The sequence below is a fragment of the Acinetobacter sp. TY1 genome (genome assembly GCF_048551395.1).
In the GTDB taxonomy this organism is placed as follows: Bacteria; Pseudomonadota; Gammaproteobacteria; order Pseudomonadales; family Moraxellaceae; genus Acinetobacter.
Window position 1 is genome coordinate 15,311 of record NZ_JBLYZK010000009.1, and the last position, 17,348, is coordinate 32,658.

The 17,348-nt window shown below is 37.8% G+C and carries 17 protein-coding genes; 13 read left to right on the forward strand and 4 right to left on the reverse strand.

What is annotated here, in order from left to right; all coding sequences use genetic code 11:
* Positions 1–53: 53 nt before the first annotated feature.
* Positions 54–977, reverse strand: a complete 924-nt coding sequence (locus ACK2M2_RS07540; RefSeq protein WP_409511660.1) for an acyltransferase — start codon at positions 975–977, stop codon at positions 54–56.
* Positions 978–1,219: 242 nt separating this feature from the next.
* On the opposite strand from ACK2M2_RS07540, the gene ACK2M2_RS07545 reads away from it, so the two are divergent.
* From ACK2M2_RS07545 to ACK2M2_RS07585, 9 genes are all read left to right on the forward strand, one after another.
* Positions 1,220–1,852 (forward strand): OmpA family protein, encoded by a 633-nt coding sequence (locus ACK2M2_RS07545; protein ID WP_409511659.1) that lies wholly within the window; start codon positions 1,220–1,222, stop codon positions 1,850–1,852.
* 284 nt (positions 1,853–2,136) lie between these two features.
* Positions 2,137–4,176, forward strand: a complete 2,040-nt coding sequence (locus tag ACK2M2_RS07550; RefSeq protein WP_409511658.1) for a UvrD-helicase domain-containing protein — start codon at positions 2,137–2,139, stop codon at positions 4,174–4,176.
* A gap of 91 nt (positions 4,177–4,267) precedes the next feature.
* Positions 4,268–4,720 (forward strand): dUTP diphosphatase, encoded by a 453-nt coding sequence (gene dut / locus ACK2M2_RS07555; RefSeq protein ID WP_419347164.1) that lies wholly within the window; start codon positions 4,268–4,270, stop codon positions 4,718–4,720.
* A 337-nt stretch (positions 4,721–5,057) separates the two neighbouring features.
* On the forward strand, positions 5,058–6,515 hold the full coding sequence (locus tag ACK2M2_RS07560) for a phosphomannomutase/phosphoglucomutase (protein WP_409511656.1): 1,458 nt from the start codon (positions 5,058–5,060) through the stop codon (positions 6,513–6,515).
* Between the two features lie 94 nt (positions 6,516–6,609).
* The gene (gene argB / locus ACK2M2_RS07565; RefSeq protein ID WP_409511655.1) at positions 6,610–7,509 is read left to right on the forward strand and encodes an acetylglutamate kinase; all 900 of its coding nucleotides are present in this window, start codon (positions 6,610–6,612) and stop codon (positions 7,507–7,509) included.
* Positions 7,510–7,681: 172 nt separating this feature from the next.
* Complete coding sequence (locus tag ACK2M2_RS07570) at positions 7,682–8,530, forward strand: class II glutamine amidotransferase (protein WP_409511654.1); 849 nt, start codon at positions 7,682–7,684, stop codon at positions 8,528–8,530.
* 364 nt (positions 8,531–8,894) lie between these two features.
* Positions 8,895–9,350, forward strand: coding sequence for a bacteriohemerythrin (locus ACK2M2_RS07575; RefSeq protein ID WP_409511653.1), 456 nt, complete (start codon positions 8,895–8,897; stop codon positions 9,348–9,350).
* A 280-nt stretch (positions 9,351–9,630) separates the two neighbouring features.
* Positions 9,631–10,713: a hypothetical protein gene (locus tag ACK2M2_RS07580; RefSeq protein ID WP_419347310.1), complete on the forward strand. Its 1,083-nt coding sequence runs from the start codon at positions 9,631–9,633 to the stop codon at positions 10,711–10,713.
* 26 nt (positions 10,714–10,739) lie between these two features.
* Positions 10,740–11,057 (forward strand): RnfH family protein, encoded by a 318-nt coding sequence (locus ACK2M2_RS07585; RefSeq protein ID WP_409511652.1) that lies wholly within the window; start codon positions 10,740–10,742, stop codon positions 11,055–11,057.
* A 42-nt stretch (positions 11,058–11,099) separates the two neighbouring features.
* Here the strand turns inward: ACK2M2_RS07585 and ACK2M2_RS07590 are convergent, their stop codons facing one another.
* Positions 11,100–11,498: an outer membrane protein assembly factor BamE gene (locus ACK2M2_RS07590; RefSeq protein WP_419347167.1), complete on the reverse strand. Its 399-nt coding sequence runs from the start codon at positions 11,496–11,498 to the stop codon at positions 11,100–11,102.
* 112 nt (positions 11,499–11,610) lie between these two features.
* Between ACK2M2_RS07590 and fur the strand changes: the two genes are divergently transcribed.
* Entirely contained in the window at positions 11,611–12,048 is a 438-nt protein-coding gene (fur, locus tag ACK2M2_RS07595) for a ferric iron uptake transcriptional regulator (protein WP_409511650.1), read from the forward strand.
* Positions 12,049–12,132: 84 nt separating this feature from the next.
* Here fur and ACK2M2_RS07600 read toward each other — a convergent pair whose 3' ends face one another.
* Both ACK2M2_RS07600 and ACK2M2_RS07605 read right to left on the reverse strand, forming a co-directional pair.
* The gene (locus ACK2M2_RS07600) at positions 12,133–13,251 is read right to left on the reverse strand and encodes a PilT/PilU family type 4a pilus ATPase (protein ID WP_409511649.1); all 1,119 of its coding nucleotides are present in this window, start codon (positions 13,249–13,251) and stop codon (positions 12,133–12,135) included.
* A gap of 28 nt (positions 13,252–13,279) precedes the next feature.
* Entirely contained in the window at positions 13,280–14,317 is a 1,038-nt protein-coding gene (locus ACK2M2_RS07605; RefSeq protein WP_409511648.1) for a type IV pilus twitching motility protein PilT, read from the reverse strand.
* 120 nt (positions 14,318–14,437) lie between these two features.
* On the opposite strand from ACK2M2_RS07605, the gene ACK2M2_RS07610 reads away from it, so the two are divergent.
* The 3 genes from ACK2M2_RS07610 (at position 14,438) to ACK2M2_RS07620 (ending at position 17,099) form a co-directional block, all read left to right on the forward strand.
* A complete protein-coding gene (locus ACK2M2_RS07610; protein ID WP_419347170.1) occupies positions 14,438–15,127 on the forward strand; it encodes a YggS family pyridoxal phosphate-dependent enzyme in 690 nt (229 codons plus the stop codon).
* A 149-nt stretch (positions 15,128–15,276) separates the two neighbouring features.
* Positions 15,277–16,098: a thioesterase family protein gene (locus tag ACK2M2_RS07615; protein ID WP_419347173.1), complete on the forward strand. Its 822-nt coding sequence runs from the start codon at positions 15,277–15,279 to the stop codon at positions 16,096–16,098.
* Positions 16,099–16,340: 242 nt separating this feature from the next.
* On the forward strand, positions 16,341–17,099 hold the full coding sequence (locus ACK2M2_RS07620) for a hypothetical protein (RefSeq protein ID WP_419347175.1): 759 nt from the start codon (positions 16,341–16,343) through the stop codon (positions 17,097–17,099).
* Positions 17,100–17,348: the final 249 nt, after the last annotated feature.

Sequence of the window (17,348 nt, forward strand, 5' to 3'; positions counted from 1 at the left end):
GTATTATTCATTGAAACATCCGGTACTTAAGGTGGTTCACTCAGAGGGAAGGTCTAAGAGGTTGAGTGATATCGCTGTTTGATTTGAGTAATCAATTGATCTTTTTCCCGCCATAAATCATCGACCCATTGCTGAAATTTCTCACGGTATTCTGCATCATCTTCGTAATCACCGCCAATGACCCAATCGGGAATATTAATTTTTCGCATATTTACAACAATGCGAGGGACTTCACCGAGCCAAAACTCACCATAACCAGGCACACCATCAGGATAGACAATCGTCATATCTACAAAGGCATCTATTTGCTGACCTAAAATATTCAATGCTAAAGCTAAACCGCCAGCTTTAGGTTTGAGTAGATTTTGGAAGGGAGATTGTTGTTTCGCTTTTTTTTCAGCGGTAAAACGTGTGCCTTCTAAATAATTAAGTAGGGTAAAGGGTTGGCTGAGTAAATGTTCACATGCCTTGCGTGCTTCATCCATATCCTGATATTTCAAGGCAGGATTTTGAGCAATTTGTTCTTTACTATGGCGTTTCATCATCGGAAAGCCAAGTATTTTAAAAGCTTGTCCAACAAAGGGAATGAAAATAAGTTCCCATTTGGTGAAAAAACGCGTCAATGGCATACGAGTTAAACCAAAGTATTGAGTGACGGTCGTATCGACCCAGCTTTGATGATTACATGACATCAAATAGCGACCTTGCATATTTAAATCAAGTTCAGGATCTATGCTGATGTCCCACTTTGTTTCAGGCAAGACATGATCAATCAGCCAATTGTTGACACCAATCCAACTATTTGTAATTTGGATATTGGTTTCATCAACTTTTTTAGACTGTTTAAAAAGTTTGGTTAAGCCAAGTGTAAGCACTGGTGGACCATGAAAAAAAGTACTGCCTGTAATGACTGAAGTTACAGTCAAGCCTTTGGTTATTTTTTTCAATAAGGATTGTTGTTGTTTCTGTAATGCCATGGAAATGTCCCGAATTAAAACGTTTCACCCAAAAATATGCTTTAAATATAGCCGTTGCTTCATAAATAAAAAAGTATCTATAACGAACTATGTGTAAAATATGGCGAAGGAACGCTTTTCCTTTTTAAATTTATTACAAATTGTAAAAATTCATTGAATTTTTAACAAAAAGGCAATGGTCTAACTTTGTTTTTTATACCATTATTCTTTCATACAAAAATCACAATCTCTGGAGGCATGTCATGCGTGCACTTGTAATTTCAGCTGTAGTAGGGGCGTTGGCACTTTCTGGCTGTCAAAATATGGAATATGACAAAGCAGCAATCGGTACTGGTCTTGGTGCATTGCTTGGTGCTGGTCTTGCATATTCAAATGCAGACAAAGATAAAATGGGTCAAGCTGCTGCAATTGGCGCAGTTGTTGGCGGTGGTGCAGGTTTGCTTCTTGATAAGAAAGAAAAGCGTCTTAAACAAGAACTCGCAGGTACTGGTGTTGACGTAAACCGTAATCCAGATGGCTCAATCAATATGGTGATGCCTTCTGTAACATTTGCAAGCAATTCAGCTATGATTCAACCACAGTTCCAAGCGGCACTGAATGATGTTGCTCGCGTTCTACGTGAAGATGGTACTGCAAACCAACTTGCAATTGTTGTACACGGTCACACAGATAACACAGGTTCTGATGCAATCAATAACCCATTGTCTCAAAATCGTGCGAACTCTGTGAAGAACTATTTATCTTCACAAGGTATTGCTTCATCACGTATTACTGCACGTGGTTACGGTTCAACTTCTCCAGTAGCTGATAATTCAACTGCTGCAGGTCGTGAACAAAACCGTCGTGTAGAAATTACTGTATATGCAGTAAAATAAGAAGATAGATCAGGCTTAACAAATATAGAGAATCTTCTATAACTGTTGAAATTGATTAAATCTTAAAATCGAATCACTTTTGTGGTTCGATTTTTTTTTGTGCATTAAAAAGACTCAAGGAATGAAAATGCACAAAGACACAACATTTGAAATAAACAAGTATTTGACATTTTAAAAGTCAACATAAAATGGGAAAAAATGTCAGATGAAAATTTGTATTAAGCATTAGGCAAGCATGCATTGAGGTGTCTATAATTGACCCCGAAGTTTTTAGAGGATGAACCATGTCAAAAGCAAGTCAACTGAATGACAAGCAACTTGAAGCAATGAAATACACTCAAGGACCCTTGTTAGTACTTGCTGGTGCGGGTTCAGGTAAGACCTCAGTGATTACGCGTAAGGTTGCGTATTTGGTACAGCAGTGTGGTATTCCTGCGTATCGTATTACAGCCATGACCTTTACCAATAAAGCTGCACGTGAAATGAAAGAGCGTGTCAGTAAACTTTTGGGTAAAGAAGAGGGTAAAGGTTTGTCCGTTTCGACATTCCATACCTTTGGACTAAATTTACTCCGTTTAGAATTAAAAAATACACCGCTCAAAAATAATTTTTCTATTCTCGATGCTGATGACTGTAAGCGCATTCTGATGGATTTGATGCATCGTGATAATTTATCAGGTGCAGAAAGTAAAGAACTGATTGCCAAAGCGATGAAGATGATTTCAGATTGGAAAAATGATCTGATTTTGCCTGAACAAGCACATACAACATGTGAAACGCAGGAAGATGTGCAATTTGCACATTTGTATCAGCTTTATGAGCGAAATTTACGTGCCTATAACGCCGTGGATTTTGATGATCTGATTGTTATGCCAACACGACTATTACAGGACAATGCTGAAGTTCGTGAGCGTTGGCAGAATCGTATTCGTTATTTATTGGTCGATGAGTATCAAGACACCAATACAGCACAATATACGCTTGTCAAACTGCTTGTTGGGGTGATGGGGCAATTCACAGCAGTTGGTGATGATGACCAATCCATCTATGCATGGCGTGGTGCAAAACCTGAAAATATGGCATTGCTACAAGAAGATTTTCATAACTTAAAAGTGATTAAGCTTGAGCAAAATTACCGTTCTACGAGTCGAATTTTAAAAGCAGCGAACCATGTGATTGATCATAATCCGCATATTTTTGAGAAAAAATTGTGGAGTGATAAAGGGCATGGCGAAGTGATCCGAGTTATTACTTGCCGTAATGATGATGATGAAGCAGAACGTGTGGTCAAAGATTTACTCACACATAAGCTGATGAATGGTAAAAGTTGGAAAGATTACGCAGTACTATATCGTGGAAATTTTCAAGCCCGCGTGCTTGAAACTCAACTGCGTCAAATGCAGATTCCCTATAAATTATCGGGTGGTCAGTCATTCTTTGGTCGTGCTGAAATTAAGGATGTGATGAGTTATTTACGAGTCATTATCAACCCTGAAGATGACAGTGCATTTCTACGTATTATTAATACACCAAAACGTGCCATTGGCCCTGTGACTTTAGAAAAACTGGGTTTATTCGCGCAAGAAAATCATTTATCACTTTTAACTGCTGCTAGTGATCAGCGTCTAACTATGGTGATGCCCAAAAAGGCAACGACACAATTGGCGGAGTTTGCTGAATTCATCAATAATTTCACGCGTGAATTGTTGGATGATGATGAGCCAGTGCCGAAAATCCGCCAAATGATGCTCGAAGCAGGTTATATCGACTATCTTAAGGAAACGGCAGCGACACCTGCACAGGAAAAAACCAAACTCGATAATATCGAAATGCTCTATAGCAGTATTCAAAGTTTGATTAACCGTGCTGAAGATGTCGATGAAAAGAATATTGAAAGTGTGATTCGCAAATTGGTGTTGCTCGATATGCTCGAACAGCAACAGGAAGAAGAAGATACAGATAAAGTCAATTTACTGACTTTGCATGCGTCGAAAGGTTTGGAATTTCCATTCGTGTACATCATGGGGCTTGAAGAAGAATTATTGCCACATAAAAACTCGATTGCGGCAGAAACCATTGAGGAAGAACGTCGTTTGATGTATGTGGGCATTACCCGTGCGCAACAAGGTTTAACTTTAACTTTGGCAGAACAACGTAAAAATGGCGGTCAAATGAAACAAATGACCCCAAGTCGCTTCCTCGATGAGTTGCCTCAAGATGATTTAGATTGGCTCGGTCGCAAGAAAAAATTGGCTGAAAATATCGATCCAAAACTGCAAGCACAACAATATTTGCAGAATTTAAAAGCATTATTAAAGAAATAGTGTCGAAAAAATAGTTTTTATTTATATGTGCTTTGCCTTCTGTTAAGGAATGGTAAAGAGAAGATTGACCATTTTTAAATAGGATTACGAAATGAAAGTTCAAGTAAAAGTACTCGATACACGCTTAGGTCAAGAATGGGCTTTACCGACTTATGCAACCACGGGTTCAGCAGGTTTAGACTTACGTGCATGTGTAGAAGAAGCAATTCAAATTGAGCCAGGACAAACGGTTTTAGTAAAAACAGGTATGGCAATTTATATTGAAGATCCTGCCTTTGCTGGTTTGATTTTGCCACGCTCGGGTTTAGGTCATAAGCATGGTATTGTCTTGGGTAACTTGGTTGGTTTAATCGATTCAGATTATCAAGGTGAACTCATGGTTTCGGTATGGAATCGTAGTCAAACAACATTTACTTTAGAACCAGGTGAGCGCCTTGCTCAATATGTTCTTGTTCCTGTGATTCAAGCGCAGTTTGATATTGTAAATGAATTTGAAGCGACTGAGCGTGGTGCAGGTGGTTTTGGTCATACAGGACAGCAATAATTTTGTAATAAGATAGCTTTATCATTTGATAAAATATTGTTTTTTTATAGTCATGATAAAGACCTGAATTTCAGGTCTTTTTTCTAATTTATATTATGTTTTTATGGGTGATGTAACAAAAGATATATTTAATAAATAGCTTGTAATTGTATATATTAGATTAGTTTAATCAGCTTATGAAAACTTCATACTCATTGACTATTTTCTCGCTATACAAGAAAAATATAGAAATATATTAAATAATGGCTTAAGAAGAAGTGAAAGTGAATGCTTGATTTAAATGTACAATCATTTAAAACTTACAATCGGCGTTGTAAAAGTAGTACAAAGAATGCTTATGAAACGGTCAAATAAGATCTTTCCATTTCATATTTTCCGTGCATACGATATTCGTGGAAAAGTGGAACAAATGGATGGCGAAGTTATATATGCCATTGCACATGCATTGGTGCAACAATATAAAACTCAAGGACAATCTGAAATCGTCATTGGTTATGATGCACGTTTGTCGAGCCCATATTTTGCGAAAATTATCGAAGATGTTTTTCGTACACAGAATTTTAAAGTTAAAACATTAGATTGTTGTTCTACACCACAAATGTATTTTGCAGCGCGTGAAACCCAGGGCAATGGTATTATGGTGACCGCAAGCCACAATCCTATATCTGACAATGGTATTAAATGGATTGTTCAGTTTGAACCACCATGTCCTGATAAAATTCAGCAAGTTGCACAAGATGCTAATCAATTTATAAAGAATCAAAAAGATCCTTTCAAGGTACAAACAGAGCTTATATTTGATGTCAAACAAAGTCAGTATAATCATGTGATCAATCTTGAGCTTTGCCAAAGTTATCAAAAAGCTATGCTTGAAGATATTCAGCTAAAACGTCCATTTAAAGTTGTACTTGATGGCTTAAATGGTTCAGCTGGTGCATGTGCAGCGTTGGTTTTAAAAAAAATCGGTTGTGAGGTGATTACACTGCGTTGTCAAGCGAATGGTCATTTTCCTGATCATGCACCTGATCCGTCACAATCGGCACATCTGGGTAAAATGAAACAACAGATCATGATGCACCAAGCTGATTTGGGTATCGCACTCGATGGTGATGGTGATCGTGTTGTACTGATGGATGAAACAGGCAAAATAATCTCTGCTGATCGTTTATTATCGTTATTTGCACAAATGTGTTTACAGTCACATCCTGGGCAGGAAATTGTCTTTGATGTAAAATGTTCTACAATGGTGGGGCAAATCATTAAAAAGATGGGTGGAAAGCCGCACATGCTTCGAACTGGAAGTAGTTTTCTACGCCAATATTTACGAAAGTCCAAAGGTCGTGCTGTATTTGGCGGTGAATATGCAGGTCACTATGTATTTAATGATGGTCGTGGTTTCGGTTATGACGATGGTTTATATGCCGCACTACGTGTTATGGAGTATTTGAGTGAGAAACCAAGGCAATCTCTATCACAGTTAATGTCAGCATTTCCTGAACGGTTTTATACTGAAGATACTTATATCAGCACTCACAATACCAATCCACAAGCGGTCTTACAGGAAATTGAACGCCGTGGGAATAGTTGTGATGCTGAGTTGAGTAAAATTGATGGTATACGCCTCGATTTTAAAAATGGCTTTGGCATTATTCGGGCATCCAATACAGGTGAGTTTTTTACTGTACGTTTTGATGCAGATCATCCGACTCACCTCAATAATATTCGTCAGACATTTGCGTCTATGTTAAGTGATCGTTATCCTATGATCGCTCAGGATATCTTGCTTGCACATTAGCTCGGTTTAATGTGCTGTAAAAGATAAATATCCCGAAAAGACTTTTAATCCTTTTTCAAAATATGTACTTCAACAGGTGCAATAGGAGAGGCGCATGCCCCATCAGCAGACCGGAATTGATAAAGCTCAGATTCTGACAGAAGCGTTGCCTTACATTCAGCGTTTTGCAGGAAAAACGCTAGTGGTCAAATATGGTGGTAATGCCATGACCGATCCTGAATTGGAAAGCTCATTTGCCCGAGATATCGTTTTGCTGAAAACAGTCGGTTTAAACCCGATTGTAGTACATGGTGGTGGTCCACAAGTGGATTCATTCCTCAAGCAACTCGGTCGAGAATCAGATCGTATTGACGGTATGCGTGTGACTGATCCTGCAACGATGGAAGTTGTGGAAATGGTCTTGGGTGGTAGTGTTAATAAATCAATTGTTAATCTGATCAATCAGCATGGTGGACGTGCCATTGGTTTAACAGGTAAAGATGGTAACTTATTGCGTGCCCAAAAGTTACTGATGGAAAAAATCCAAGAAGATGGTTCGGTGAAGCAAATTGATTTGGGCTTAGTGGGCGAAGTTGTTGGCGTAAAAACCGATGTCCTTGAAATGTTTACCCAAAGTGATTTCATTCCTGTAATTGCACCATTAGGTGTAGATGATGCAGGTAATACTTATAACATCAATGCAGATTTGGTTGCGGGTAAAGTGGCAGAAGCTTTAGGCGCTGAAAAGCTCATTTTACTCACCAATATTTCAGGTGTGCTTGATGAAAATAAAAATTTACTTACAGGCTTGAGTACGCAAGAAGTTGATCGTCTGATTGAAACAGGCGTGATTTATGGCGGTATGATTCCTAAAGTTGGTTGTGCACTTGATGCAGTCAAAGGTGGTGTTGTGAGTGCACATATTGTTGATGGTCGTGTACCGCATGCAACATTACTTGAAATTTTTACTGATCACGGTGTGGGAACACTAATTACCAATCGTAGTAAAAAATAAGTCATCCTTGATCAAATTTTAAAGCTCATCTCACGATGAGCTTTTTTATGGCTTACTCTCAGTGATTTGATGTATTTATCTATTAAAATCGCATGATATGTGTTCAGGTATTTGCAAGCAGAACAGGACTCATGCACAATATTCACATAACGATAAAGCTGTATGAATGACTATGTGCCAACTGCTTGGAATGAACTGTGCAAGACCCACAGATATTACTTTTTCTTTCCGTGGATTTTCACAACGTGCGGGAATTACTTCTGACCATTCGGATGGTTTTGGTATCGCATTTTTTGAAGATAAAGCCTGTCGTTTATTTGTCGATAATCAATCGGCAGTTGAATCACCTATTGCAGATCTTGTACGTAATTATCCGATAAAATCACGTAATGTGATTGCACATATCCGTAAAGCAACCCAAGGTAAAATTACCCTAGAAAATTCGCACCCTTTTGTGCGCGAGCTTTGGGGACGTCAGTGGATTTTTGCACATAATGGCGATTTAAAAGGTTTTGAACCGCCATTAACAGGGCGTTTCACCCCCGTAGGTAACACTGACAGTGAGTTGGCATTTTGTTATTTACTAGACCAGCTTGTTGAAAAATTTGGTTATGAAACACCTAGTTTAGAAGATATTTTTACATTACTTGAGCAACTTGCTCCACAAATTGCAGAGTTTGGCACGTTTAATTATTGCTTATCGAATGGACAGGCACTGTTTAGTTATGCAACCACTAAACTGCATTGGATTGTGCGAGAGTATCCATTTCAATCTGCACGTTTAATTGACTTAGAAGTTGAGGTTGATTTTAGTGATGTGACGACTTCTGACGATCGAGTAGCTGTAATCACGACTGAGCCACTGACAAAAAATGAAGAATGGCAAGCTTATCGTCCAGGTGAAATGATTTTATTTCAGGGAGGTCGACCTATTAAAACAGCCTTGACAACCATTGATCGTTTAATTCGTGAAGAAAAAAATCCTGAATTGAAACGAATAACGAAAGCGGATCAATATTAAAAATCATCATTTCTATATAGTAAATGATTTTTTAAAGTTGTTTTATATTTTAACTAAAAGACTTAATTTTATTTTTAATATAAACTTTAAATTAAGAAATAATTTGCAGTGTAATATTAATGTTATTTATATAGTTTATTCTTCTTGAAATAAAATAGAGTAAATTGCTTGGAATATAATATTGGCTAAATAATATCTGAGTCTTTTACTCTGAATTAAAATTTAAATATCATAAAATACATTAGCTTGTGCTTTAAAATGGAGCATTTTATTAAATCCGAGTAAATTGGTTCATTTTTATTTATAAATTAACTGTCTATGATGGATAAAAGGTTTACTTATTTAGTATTTTTAAGGCGGTCGTATGAAGATGAAATGGATCCCAGAATATAATACTGGTATTGATGTGATTGACGATCAGCACAGACGAATTTTAGATTACATTAATGAAATTGATGAAATCGGTGTTAATACAGATCGTCAGCGAATAAAAGATATTTTAAATAATATTATTGATTATACACAGTCACATTTTACATTCGAAGAAAGTTTACAAGAAGAAGCTGGTTACAAATACCGTGTTCCACATAAACGTGTACACGATTTATTTATTAAGAAAATAGAAAGTTACCGTGAAAATTTTGACAATGGCAAGTCTATTGAAAAAGAGTTACACGAAGTACTTTCTAAATGGCTCATTAATCATATTCAGCATGATGATGCAGATTATGTGGGTGCTGTAAAAATTAATATGATGGGCATTATTAAAGAAAATGAAAAGAAAAAGGGTAAGAATTGGTTCTCTCGCTTTTTTTCGTAAAATAGATGTATGGACTTAAAACAGCTTAGAATTATTTTAAGCTGTTCAAATCTAAAAGTATTAAAAATAGCATGTAGTACAATATAAAGGATGATTTCAAGCTCGATACCTATTTGATTCAGACTAATTGATGAAAGGGTCGTAGAGATAAAAATAATCAAATATTAATAAACATTCAGCGTAGCAAATCATCTTGATGAGATGATTTGCTTTTTTCTTTCTAATCTTTGATTTTCATGGTCGACAAAGGCAAAATAGCGGTGGACTTTTTAAATACGTCATACGGGACAATTTTATGGCACGATGGTTACCGCCGCTGATGGCATTTTGTTTGTCATTTATCATTATTCTAGGGCTTGCACCAGCACTTGGATTTCAGATTGATCGACAAATTGACTTTTGGATTTTATGGATTGGCACCATGCTTATTCTTGCACTTCCTTTGGTCTACTTAGAAATTGCTTTGGCGAAGCGCTCAAAAACATCTGTGTTAAATGCATTGTCTGCGTTGACACGAGAAGCAGATGCATCACAAAAATGGCGTATCGTCGGTTGGTTATCCGCCGTATTTATCCCATTTTTGGCAGGTGGTATTTTATTTAATATTGCACAAACAGTTGTACAAAGTGCGCAATTTAACATGAGTACACATATTGTATTTTTGATTGGCGCAGTGATTGCATGTGGTTTGTCATTTTTAAATCGTCAAATCCTAGTGCTTTTGACCGCAGTCAGTGTCATTGCATCTTTTGTCATTGCCAATGTCATGGGGACAAATTTACAGCCTTGGCATGTCACGCCAGTTGAATTTGGTGAATGGGGCAAGGCAACAATTTTAGCTTTGGTTGCAAGTGGTTTAGGTTTGGGTATTTATGCACAGAGTCAACTTGCTCAAGTACAAGTTGCTGATCGCGCGACAGGTTCAGTTTTACCTGTATGGTTTGCTCAACTACTCGCAGTTGTTGCATTTGGCTTCTTCGCTGTATCCTCCGCCATTCCTGCTTATAGCGCGCTTGCTGCGGCAGTATTTAGTGCAGCATTGTTGCTCAGCCTTGCCAAAGAGCAATTTATACAACGTCGTATTGCATTGCCGATCCAATTTATTGTGCTTTTAGTGGCATTGCTCATTTGGGGCATTCCACAATTGGTCAATATCTTTAATCCATTGTTGATGATTTGGGGTTTAGTGATTTGCTTAATCTATTCCATTTTTGTCGGTTGGATTATGAAGATTAGCCATTTACGTAAAGCTATGAATTTTAGCAATGAAGTGTTTTATAACATTTGGCGTATTGCGGTGCGTATTGTGTTGCCATTGTCGATTGTGATGGCACTCGTGGCTTATATTGGGCAATTGATCTAATGACTGAGCAAATACAGGTTAGACAGATGCAAAAGGTTTGGGTGGCGTACGCAAGCGTAGAGCAGCAGTTTCATATTGAAGTACCATTCGTATCTGGTATGACAGTGGCTGATGCAATTGCAAAAAGCCAGCTGAAAGACAAGACAACTTTACCTGAAGTATTGAATTGTGGCATTTTTGGGGTCAAAGTTGTTGATCAGACTCAAGTACTACAAGCAGGGGATCGGGTTGAGATTTATCGTGCATTGACCATCAACCCTAAAGATATTCGTCGTAAACGGGCTGCAGCTAACCCAGTCAGTCGCTATTGTCGAGGCAATCGCTTTAAACAATTATATCAATAAAGAAAACCCCTCAAAGAGGGGTTTTCTTTTATTTTAAAGTGGCTATAGTGGGGGCGCATTTAAAATGGCTTCTTTCGATGACGGTAAGCCTGGTTGAGATTCAGGAATTGTTTCTAAACCTTCAATCTTATTCACGATACCCGTTTCATTGAAGAATATTTTTAAATGTTGACCATGTGCTGCTGGAATTTTAGCTTTTTTAGCATAGGTTCCCGGAATATAGTTGTAGATATAGTCCCAGCGTAAAGGATTCATAGGATCTGTTATTGTTGGACTGCCCAGTAAAAAACGAACCTGCTGGTAAGTCATGCCTACTTGAACTTTTGAAGCTTGTGCCTGAGTTAATGGTGTACCTTGTGGAATATCAACTTTATATACTCCAAGAACAGAACACCCACCAAGCAATGAAGCGACGAATAACGTCAGCATGATTTTTTGCATTTTGCTACACTATCCCAAATTAATTATGATGCATTTGATCCACGGATAGATCATACTGCATCTCAACTCTGTTTCATATTCCAACTTAAAATTTGTTGAGAGACCTTTTTATATGGCTATTTCAAATCAGGACTTACGCAAAGCTGGACTGAAAGTTACTTTACCACGAATCAAGATTTTGGAATTATTGGAAAATTCAAAACAACATCACTTGAGCGCGGAAGACATTTATAAAACATTGCTGGAGCAAGGGGAAGACGTTGGTCTTGCAACAGTATATCGTGTGTTAACGCAATTTGAAGCGGCGGGGATTATTCAACGCCATCATTTTGAAAACAATCATTCTGTTTTTGAAATCATGCAGGACGATCACCATGACCATCTTGTATGCCTAAATTGCAGTAAAGTCGTTGAATTTACAAATGATACGATTGAGCAAGAACAGCATGATGTTGCAGATAAATTTGGTTTTACCCTAACAGGTCACTCTTTGAATTTGTATGGTTATTGCGATTCTGCTGAATGTCAGGAAGCTTATCGTAAAAAATAAAATCACATAAATACAACAAATTAAAAGGCGCTAAATTAATTTAGCGCCTTTTTGTGACTTCAATACTTACAAGTGCTTTTTGTATTATTGACCATCAAAAGTCAATTTACTGCCTGAATTTAACAATTGAGAACCACCTTCTTCATCCAATTTAATTTGCAGACGCAAGTCGTTTGGCGAGTCTGCATGTTTCAATGCATCCTTATAGGTAATTTGACCAGATTTATACAAATCAAATAGTGCTTGGTCAAAGGTCTGCATGCCGAGTTCACGAGAACGCTTCATCAAATCTTTAATTTCATGGACTTCACCTTTACGGATTAAATCTGAAATTAATGGAGAGTTGATGAGAATTTCAATTGCCGCACGACGTGAATTGCCATCAGGCGTTGGAATTAACTGCTGTGCAACCATTGCTTTTAAGTTCAGTGACAAGTCCATGAACAGTTGGCTATGACGATCTGATTCGAAGAAGTGAATAATACGGTCGATGGCTTGGTTGGCGTTGTTCGCATGTAGGGTTGCAAATACAAGGTGACCTGTTTCTGCAAAGGCAATGGCATAGTCCATTGTTTCACGAGAACGAATCTCCCCAATCAAGATCACGTCAGGTGCTTGTCGTAGTGTATTTTTCAGCGCAATTTCAAATGAGTCGGTATCAATTCCAACTTCACGTTGTGTGATGATACAGCCCGCATGTTGATGCACAAACTCAATCGGGTCTTCAATGGTAATGATATGACCTTTAGAATTCTGATTGCGATAACCAATCAGTGAAGCCAAAGACGTTGATTTACCTGTACCCGTCGCACCAACAAAAATAATGATGCCACGCTTGGTCATTGCCAAATCTTTCAAAATTGGTGGTAATTTTAATTGCTCAGGTGTTGGAATGACGGTTTCAATTCGACGCAGAATCATTCCTGGTTCATCACGTTGCTGAAATGCACTGACACGAAAACGTGCAGTTTTATCCTTATTCATGATTGCAAAGTTGCATTCACGCGTATCGGCAAATTCTTTACGTTGTTTGTCACTCATAATTGAGTTCACCAACTGACCAACTACTTCACCTGATAGTTTTGTTTTGGCAACAGGCATAATTTGCCCGTTTATTTTCATTGATGGTTCAACTTCGGCAGTGACAAATAAGTCCGATGCCTGATGTTCAATCATCATGTTCAGTAAGTCATTAAAGTCCATCTTTTACTCCCCCAAGAACGCTAAATTATTATAAGAATGATTCTGGTTGTTTTGCGGCGGTACGTGCTGCTTGAGGGCTGATTACACCTTTTGAAACCAATGTTTTTAAACTTTGATCTAGTGTAGTCATACCATAGTTTGCACCAGTCTGAATCGCAGAATACATTTGTGCAACTTTATTTTCACGAATTAAGTTACGAATGGCAGGAACACCAATCATAATCTCATGTGCAGCTACACGACCGCCACCCGTTTTTTTCAATAGCGTCTGTGAAATAACAGCTTGTAATGATTCAGATAACATAGCGCGAATCATATCTTTTTCTTCAGCAGGGAATACGTCAATTACACGGTCAATGGTTTTTGCCGCAGAGGTCGTATGTAGCGTACCAAATACAAGGTGACCCGTTTCTGCCGCCGTCAATGCAAGACGAATGGTTTCAAGGTCACGCATCTCACCGACCAAGATAATATCAGGGTCTTCACGCAGTGCTGAACGTAGTGCTTCGTTAAAGCCATGTGTATCACGATGGACTTCACGTTGGTTGATTAGACATTTTTTAGATTGATGTACAAATTCGATAGGATCTTCGACCGTCAAAATATGGTCATAGCGATTGTCATTAATATAGTCAATCATGGCTGCAAGCGTGGTTGATTTACCCGAACCTGTAGGGCCTGTGACCAAAACAATCCCACGTGGATAATCGCAGATATCTTTAAAGATTTGACCTAGACCCAAATCTTCCATGGTTAAAACTTTTGATGGAATGGTACGGAATACACCGCCGGCACCACGGTTTTGGTTGAATGCGTTGACACGAAAACGAGCTACGCCCGGGATTTCAAATGAAAAGTCCGTTTCAAGGAGTTCTTCAAAGTCACGTCGTTGTTTATCATTCATGATATCGTAAATGAGACGATGGACATCTTTATGTTCAAGGGCAGGAAGGTTAATACGGCGTACTTCACCATCAACACGAATCATGGGTGGCATACCCGCTGAAAGATGTAAGTCTGATGCACCGTTTTTAACTGAGAAAGCCAATAATTCAGTAATATCCATAATTTCCCCAAAGAAGGTTTTTGCTTATTTGTTTTATTGCATAATATAAGGTATCGCTCAGCTTAACCAACATTTAATTAATTCTAAGCTGAAAAAATTGCTGAAATGAGATATCCGTCAATGAATGATTTGAACCAAGCCCGTAATCAGGTACTCGCGCAAATTCGAACTGCCTGCGAACAATCCAATCGTGATCCTAAAAGTGTTCAACTTTTGGCGGTGTCGAAAACCCAAGCAACTCATGTTTTACAGCAGATGTATGCCACAGGGCAACGTGCATTTGGTGAAAATTACTTGCAAGAAGCCTTAGATAAAATTGATACTTTAAAAGACCTTGATATTGAATGGCACTTTATTGGTCATGTTCAACGTAATAAAACTAAACCTTTAGCAGAAAATTTTGCTTGGGTACATGGCGTAGATCGTTTGATCATTGCCGAGCGATTATCTGCACAGCGTGATGAAAACTTACCTAAGTTGAATGTTTGTATTCAAGTGAATATTGATGCACAAGATTCTAAAGACGGTTGTCAGCCTTATGAAGTTGCAGACTTAGTTGCAAATATCAGTCAACTTCCAAATATTCGCTTACGTGGTTTGATGGTTATTCCTGCACCTGAAAATTTTCATGCATTCAAAGATACTCAAGCATTGTTTGAAAAAGTACGAGATCAACATACTCAAGTTGAAGATTGGGATACGCTCAGCATGGGCATGTCAGCGGATATGCAAGATGCAATTGCAGCAGGAGCGAGTATTGTTCGAGTTGGGACAGCATTATTTGGTAAACGAGATTATCCAATCATTTGATCATAGCTGTCGTTAATTTATTTATGATGTTTTTAAAACTGAACTTAACAGATCATTTTGAAAGCAATTATTAGACTTTTCCACCGATTTTCAGTACAAACAATGGTTAAGAATACATTGATTGTGAAGAAAACAAGAGTGAAAAGGGTATGTCAGCGTATTACCAATTATTGAAGCGACAGGCCGATGCAGATGGAACGGTCATTAGTCATTATCAATCGACAGTGTATGTACAAGGAGCATGGAATCCAAATGAACAGCATATGGCACCAGTAACGGGGTTGTTATGTGCTGAGCAAGAGCAATTTATGCCTCGGGGTAATATGCGGATTGGACGTATTAGTCTCGATATTTTTGGCTTGATTGAGCAGGGTGAGTTTTCTATTCATACGCAAGTGATTCGAGCAGGAAAAACCATCGAATTGATTGAGTCAAAAATGCAGAGTAAAGGTAAAACCTTAGTGGTTTGTCGCAGTTGGCGTATGCAGCAGCAAGATACGACTGCTATTCAAGGACTTGAGGATCAATTACACATTCCAATTGAAAATAGACTCGAAGGTTTCCCTGAGAATTTACCAAAGTTTGACGAAATGTATCAGTGGGAGGGTGGATATATTCGTACCGTTGAAGCACGTACAGCGGGGCATAGACAAGGCAAAGGGATGGTGTGGTTTCGTAGTCCGTTAGAACTTATTCAGGATGAGAAAACGACTGATTTTGCACGTATTTTGAGTTTGGTTGATTTGGCAAATGGAACAGTACCAAGACAAACTCGTCCTTTAGATTGGGGTTTTCCAAATTTAGACTTACAGATTCATTTATACCGTGTACCACAAGGTGAATGGCTAGGCTTAGAGGTTGTTCAGCAATATGGTGCAGATGGTATTGGTTTATCGAGTGCGGTATTACATGACACGCAGGGGCCTTTTGGACGCAGTGAACAAATTTTAACGCTCAGACTAATGCGTTAATTTTCAAGCTATTTTGATCGTTTTATAGATGAATTATCAAAACGTTGATGGTGAATCAGCGTTTTTTAACCAGTGTTATATTATTACAAAAAAATAAAAAATATCTCATAGCAAGATACATAAGTCAGCGTTAGTCTCAGAATTGATAATAGTCTAAGTTCCTCTAAAATCCTCAGAATGTGAATGCTAAAATATTCTGAAGAACTTCTATACCTAAAATAATGATTCCAAAGGAATAGCTTATGAAAAAATTATATTTATTGTTCTTTTTATTGTTTGGATTTGTGCTTTCGGCATGTTCACAAAAGGCAGAAGAACGTTCATCACAAATGACAACAGAAGTGACCAATGCAGAAGCTGCTAATCAGGCTGCCAATAATAGTGTTGCTAAAGATGAAAAACTTGGTACAGGTTGGGGAGATGAAATTGATTCTCATGTGACCGAAATTGATTTAAAACGTAAGTCAAATACGCCACTTTCAGAAACGTTGGTACAGTACGCTGACAAAGCCTATAAAGGTCGTGAAGTAAAATCGATTTCTATTGCTGCGGGTAAAATTAGTTTCTCTATAGTTGATGATCATGGTGATAAATTGGCGTTATATCGTGTTGGACAGCGTTATTATTTACGTGGTCAGCAAGGTCAAAGCTATCAATTGCATTATGAGAATAATACAGGCAAAACCTTTGAAATTGTCAGTAGCGTTGATGGGATTGATGTCATTGATGGAAGTGAGGCATCCCGTAGTCATTCGGGTTATGTTTTATACCCGCATGATGAATTGACTATTGAAGGTTTCCGTAAAAGTGAAAATGCTGTTGCTTCTTTTACCTTTAGTAAACCGAAAGACTCCTATGCTGCGAATTCAGATAATGGTTCAATTCGAAATACAGGGATTATTGGTACAGTAGTCTATGAGTTGAAAGTACCTGAAGTTGATGCGCAATCAAGCAATAAATATGCACCACCACCGAATGCTTTTCCAAAAGATCGGGACTAATTTTAGAAGCGCTATTTTGTGTTGATTTAATAATTTCAAAACAGAATATTAACTGCTTCATGTTTTGTTATAGTGGTTTATTGTTCGACTCACTTAAATGAATTGGAAACTAAATTTTCAATTCATTTTTTTCGATGAATTTTATAAATATTTTAAAAAAATCTAGAAATGAAAAGATTAATGACATTATGCATGTTCTATTTAAAGTTTAAATTCAGTCAATATTTTTTCAAATGCTTTTACCAAGAT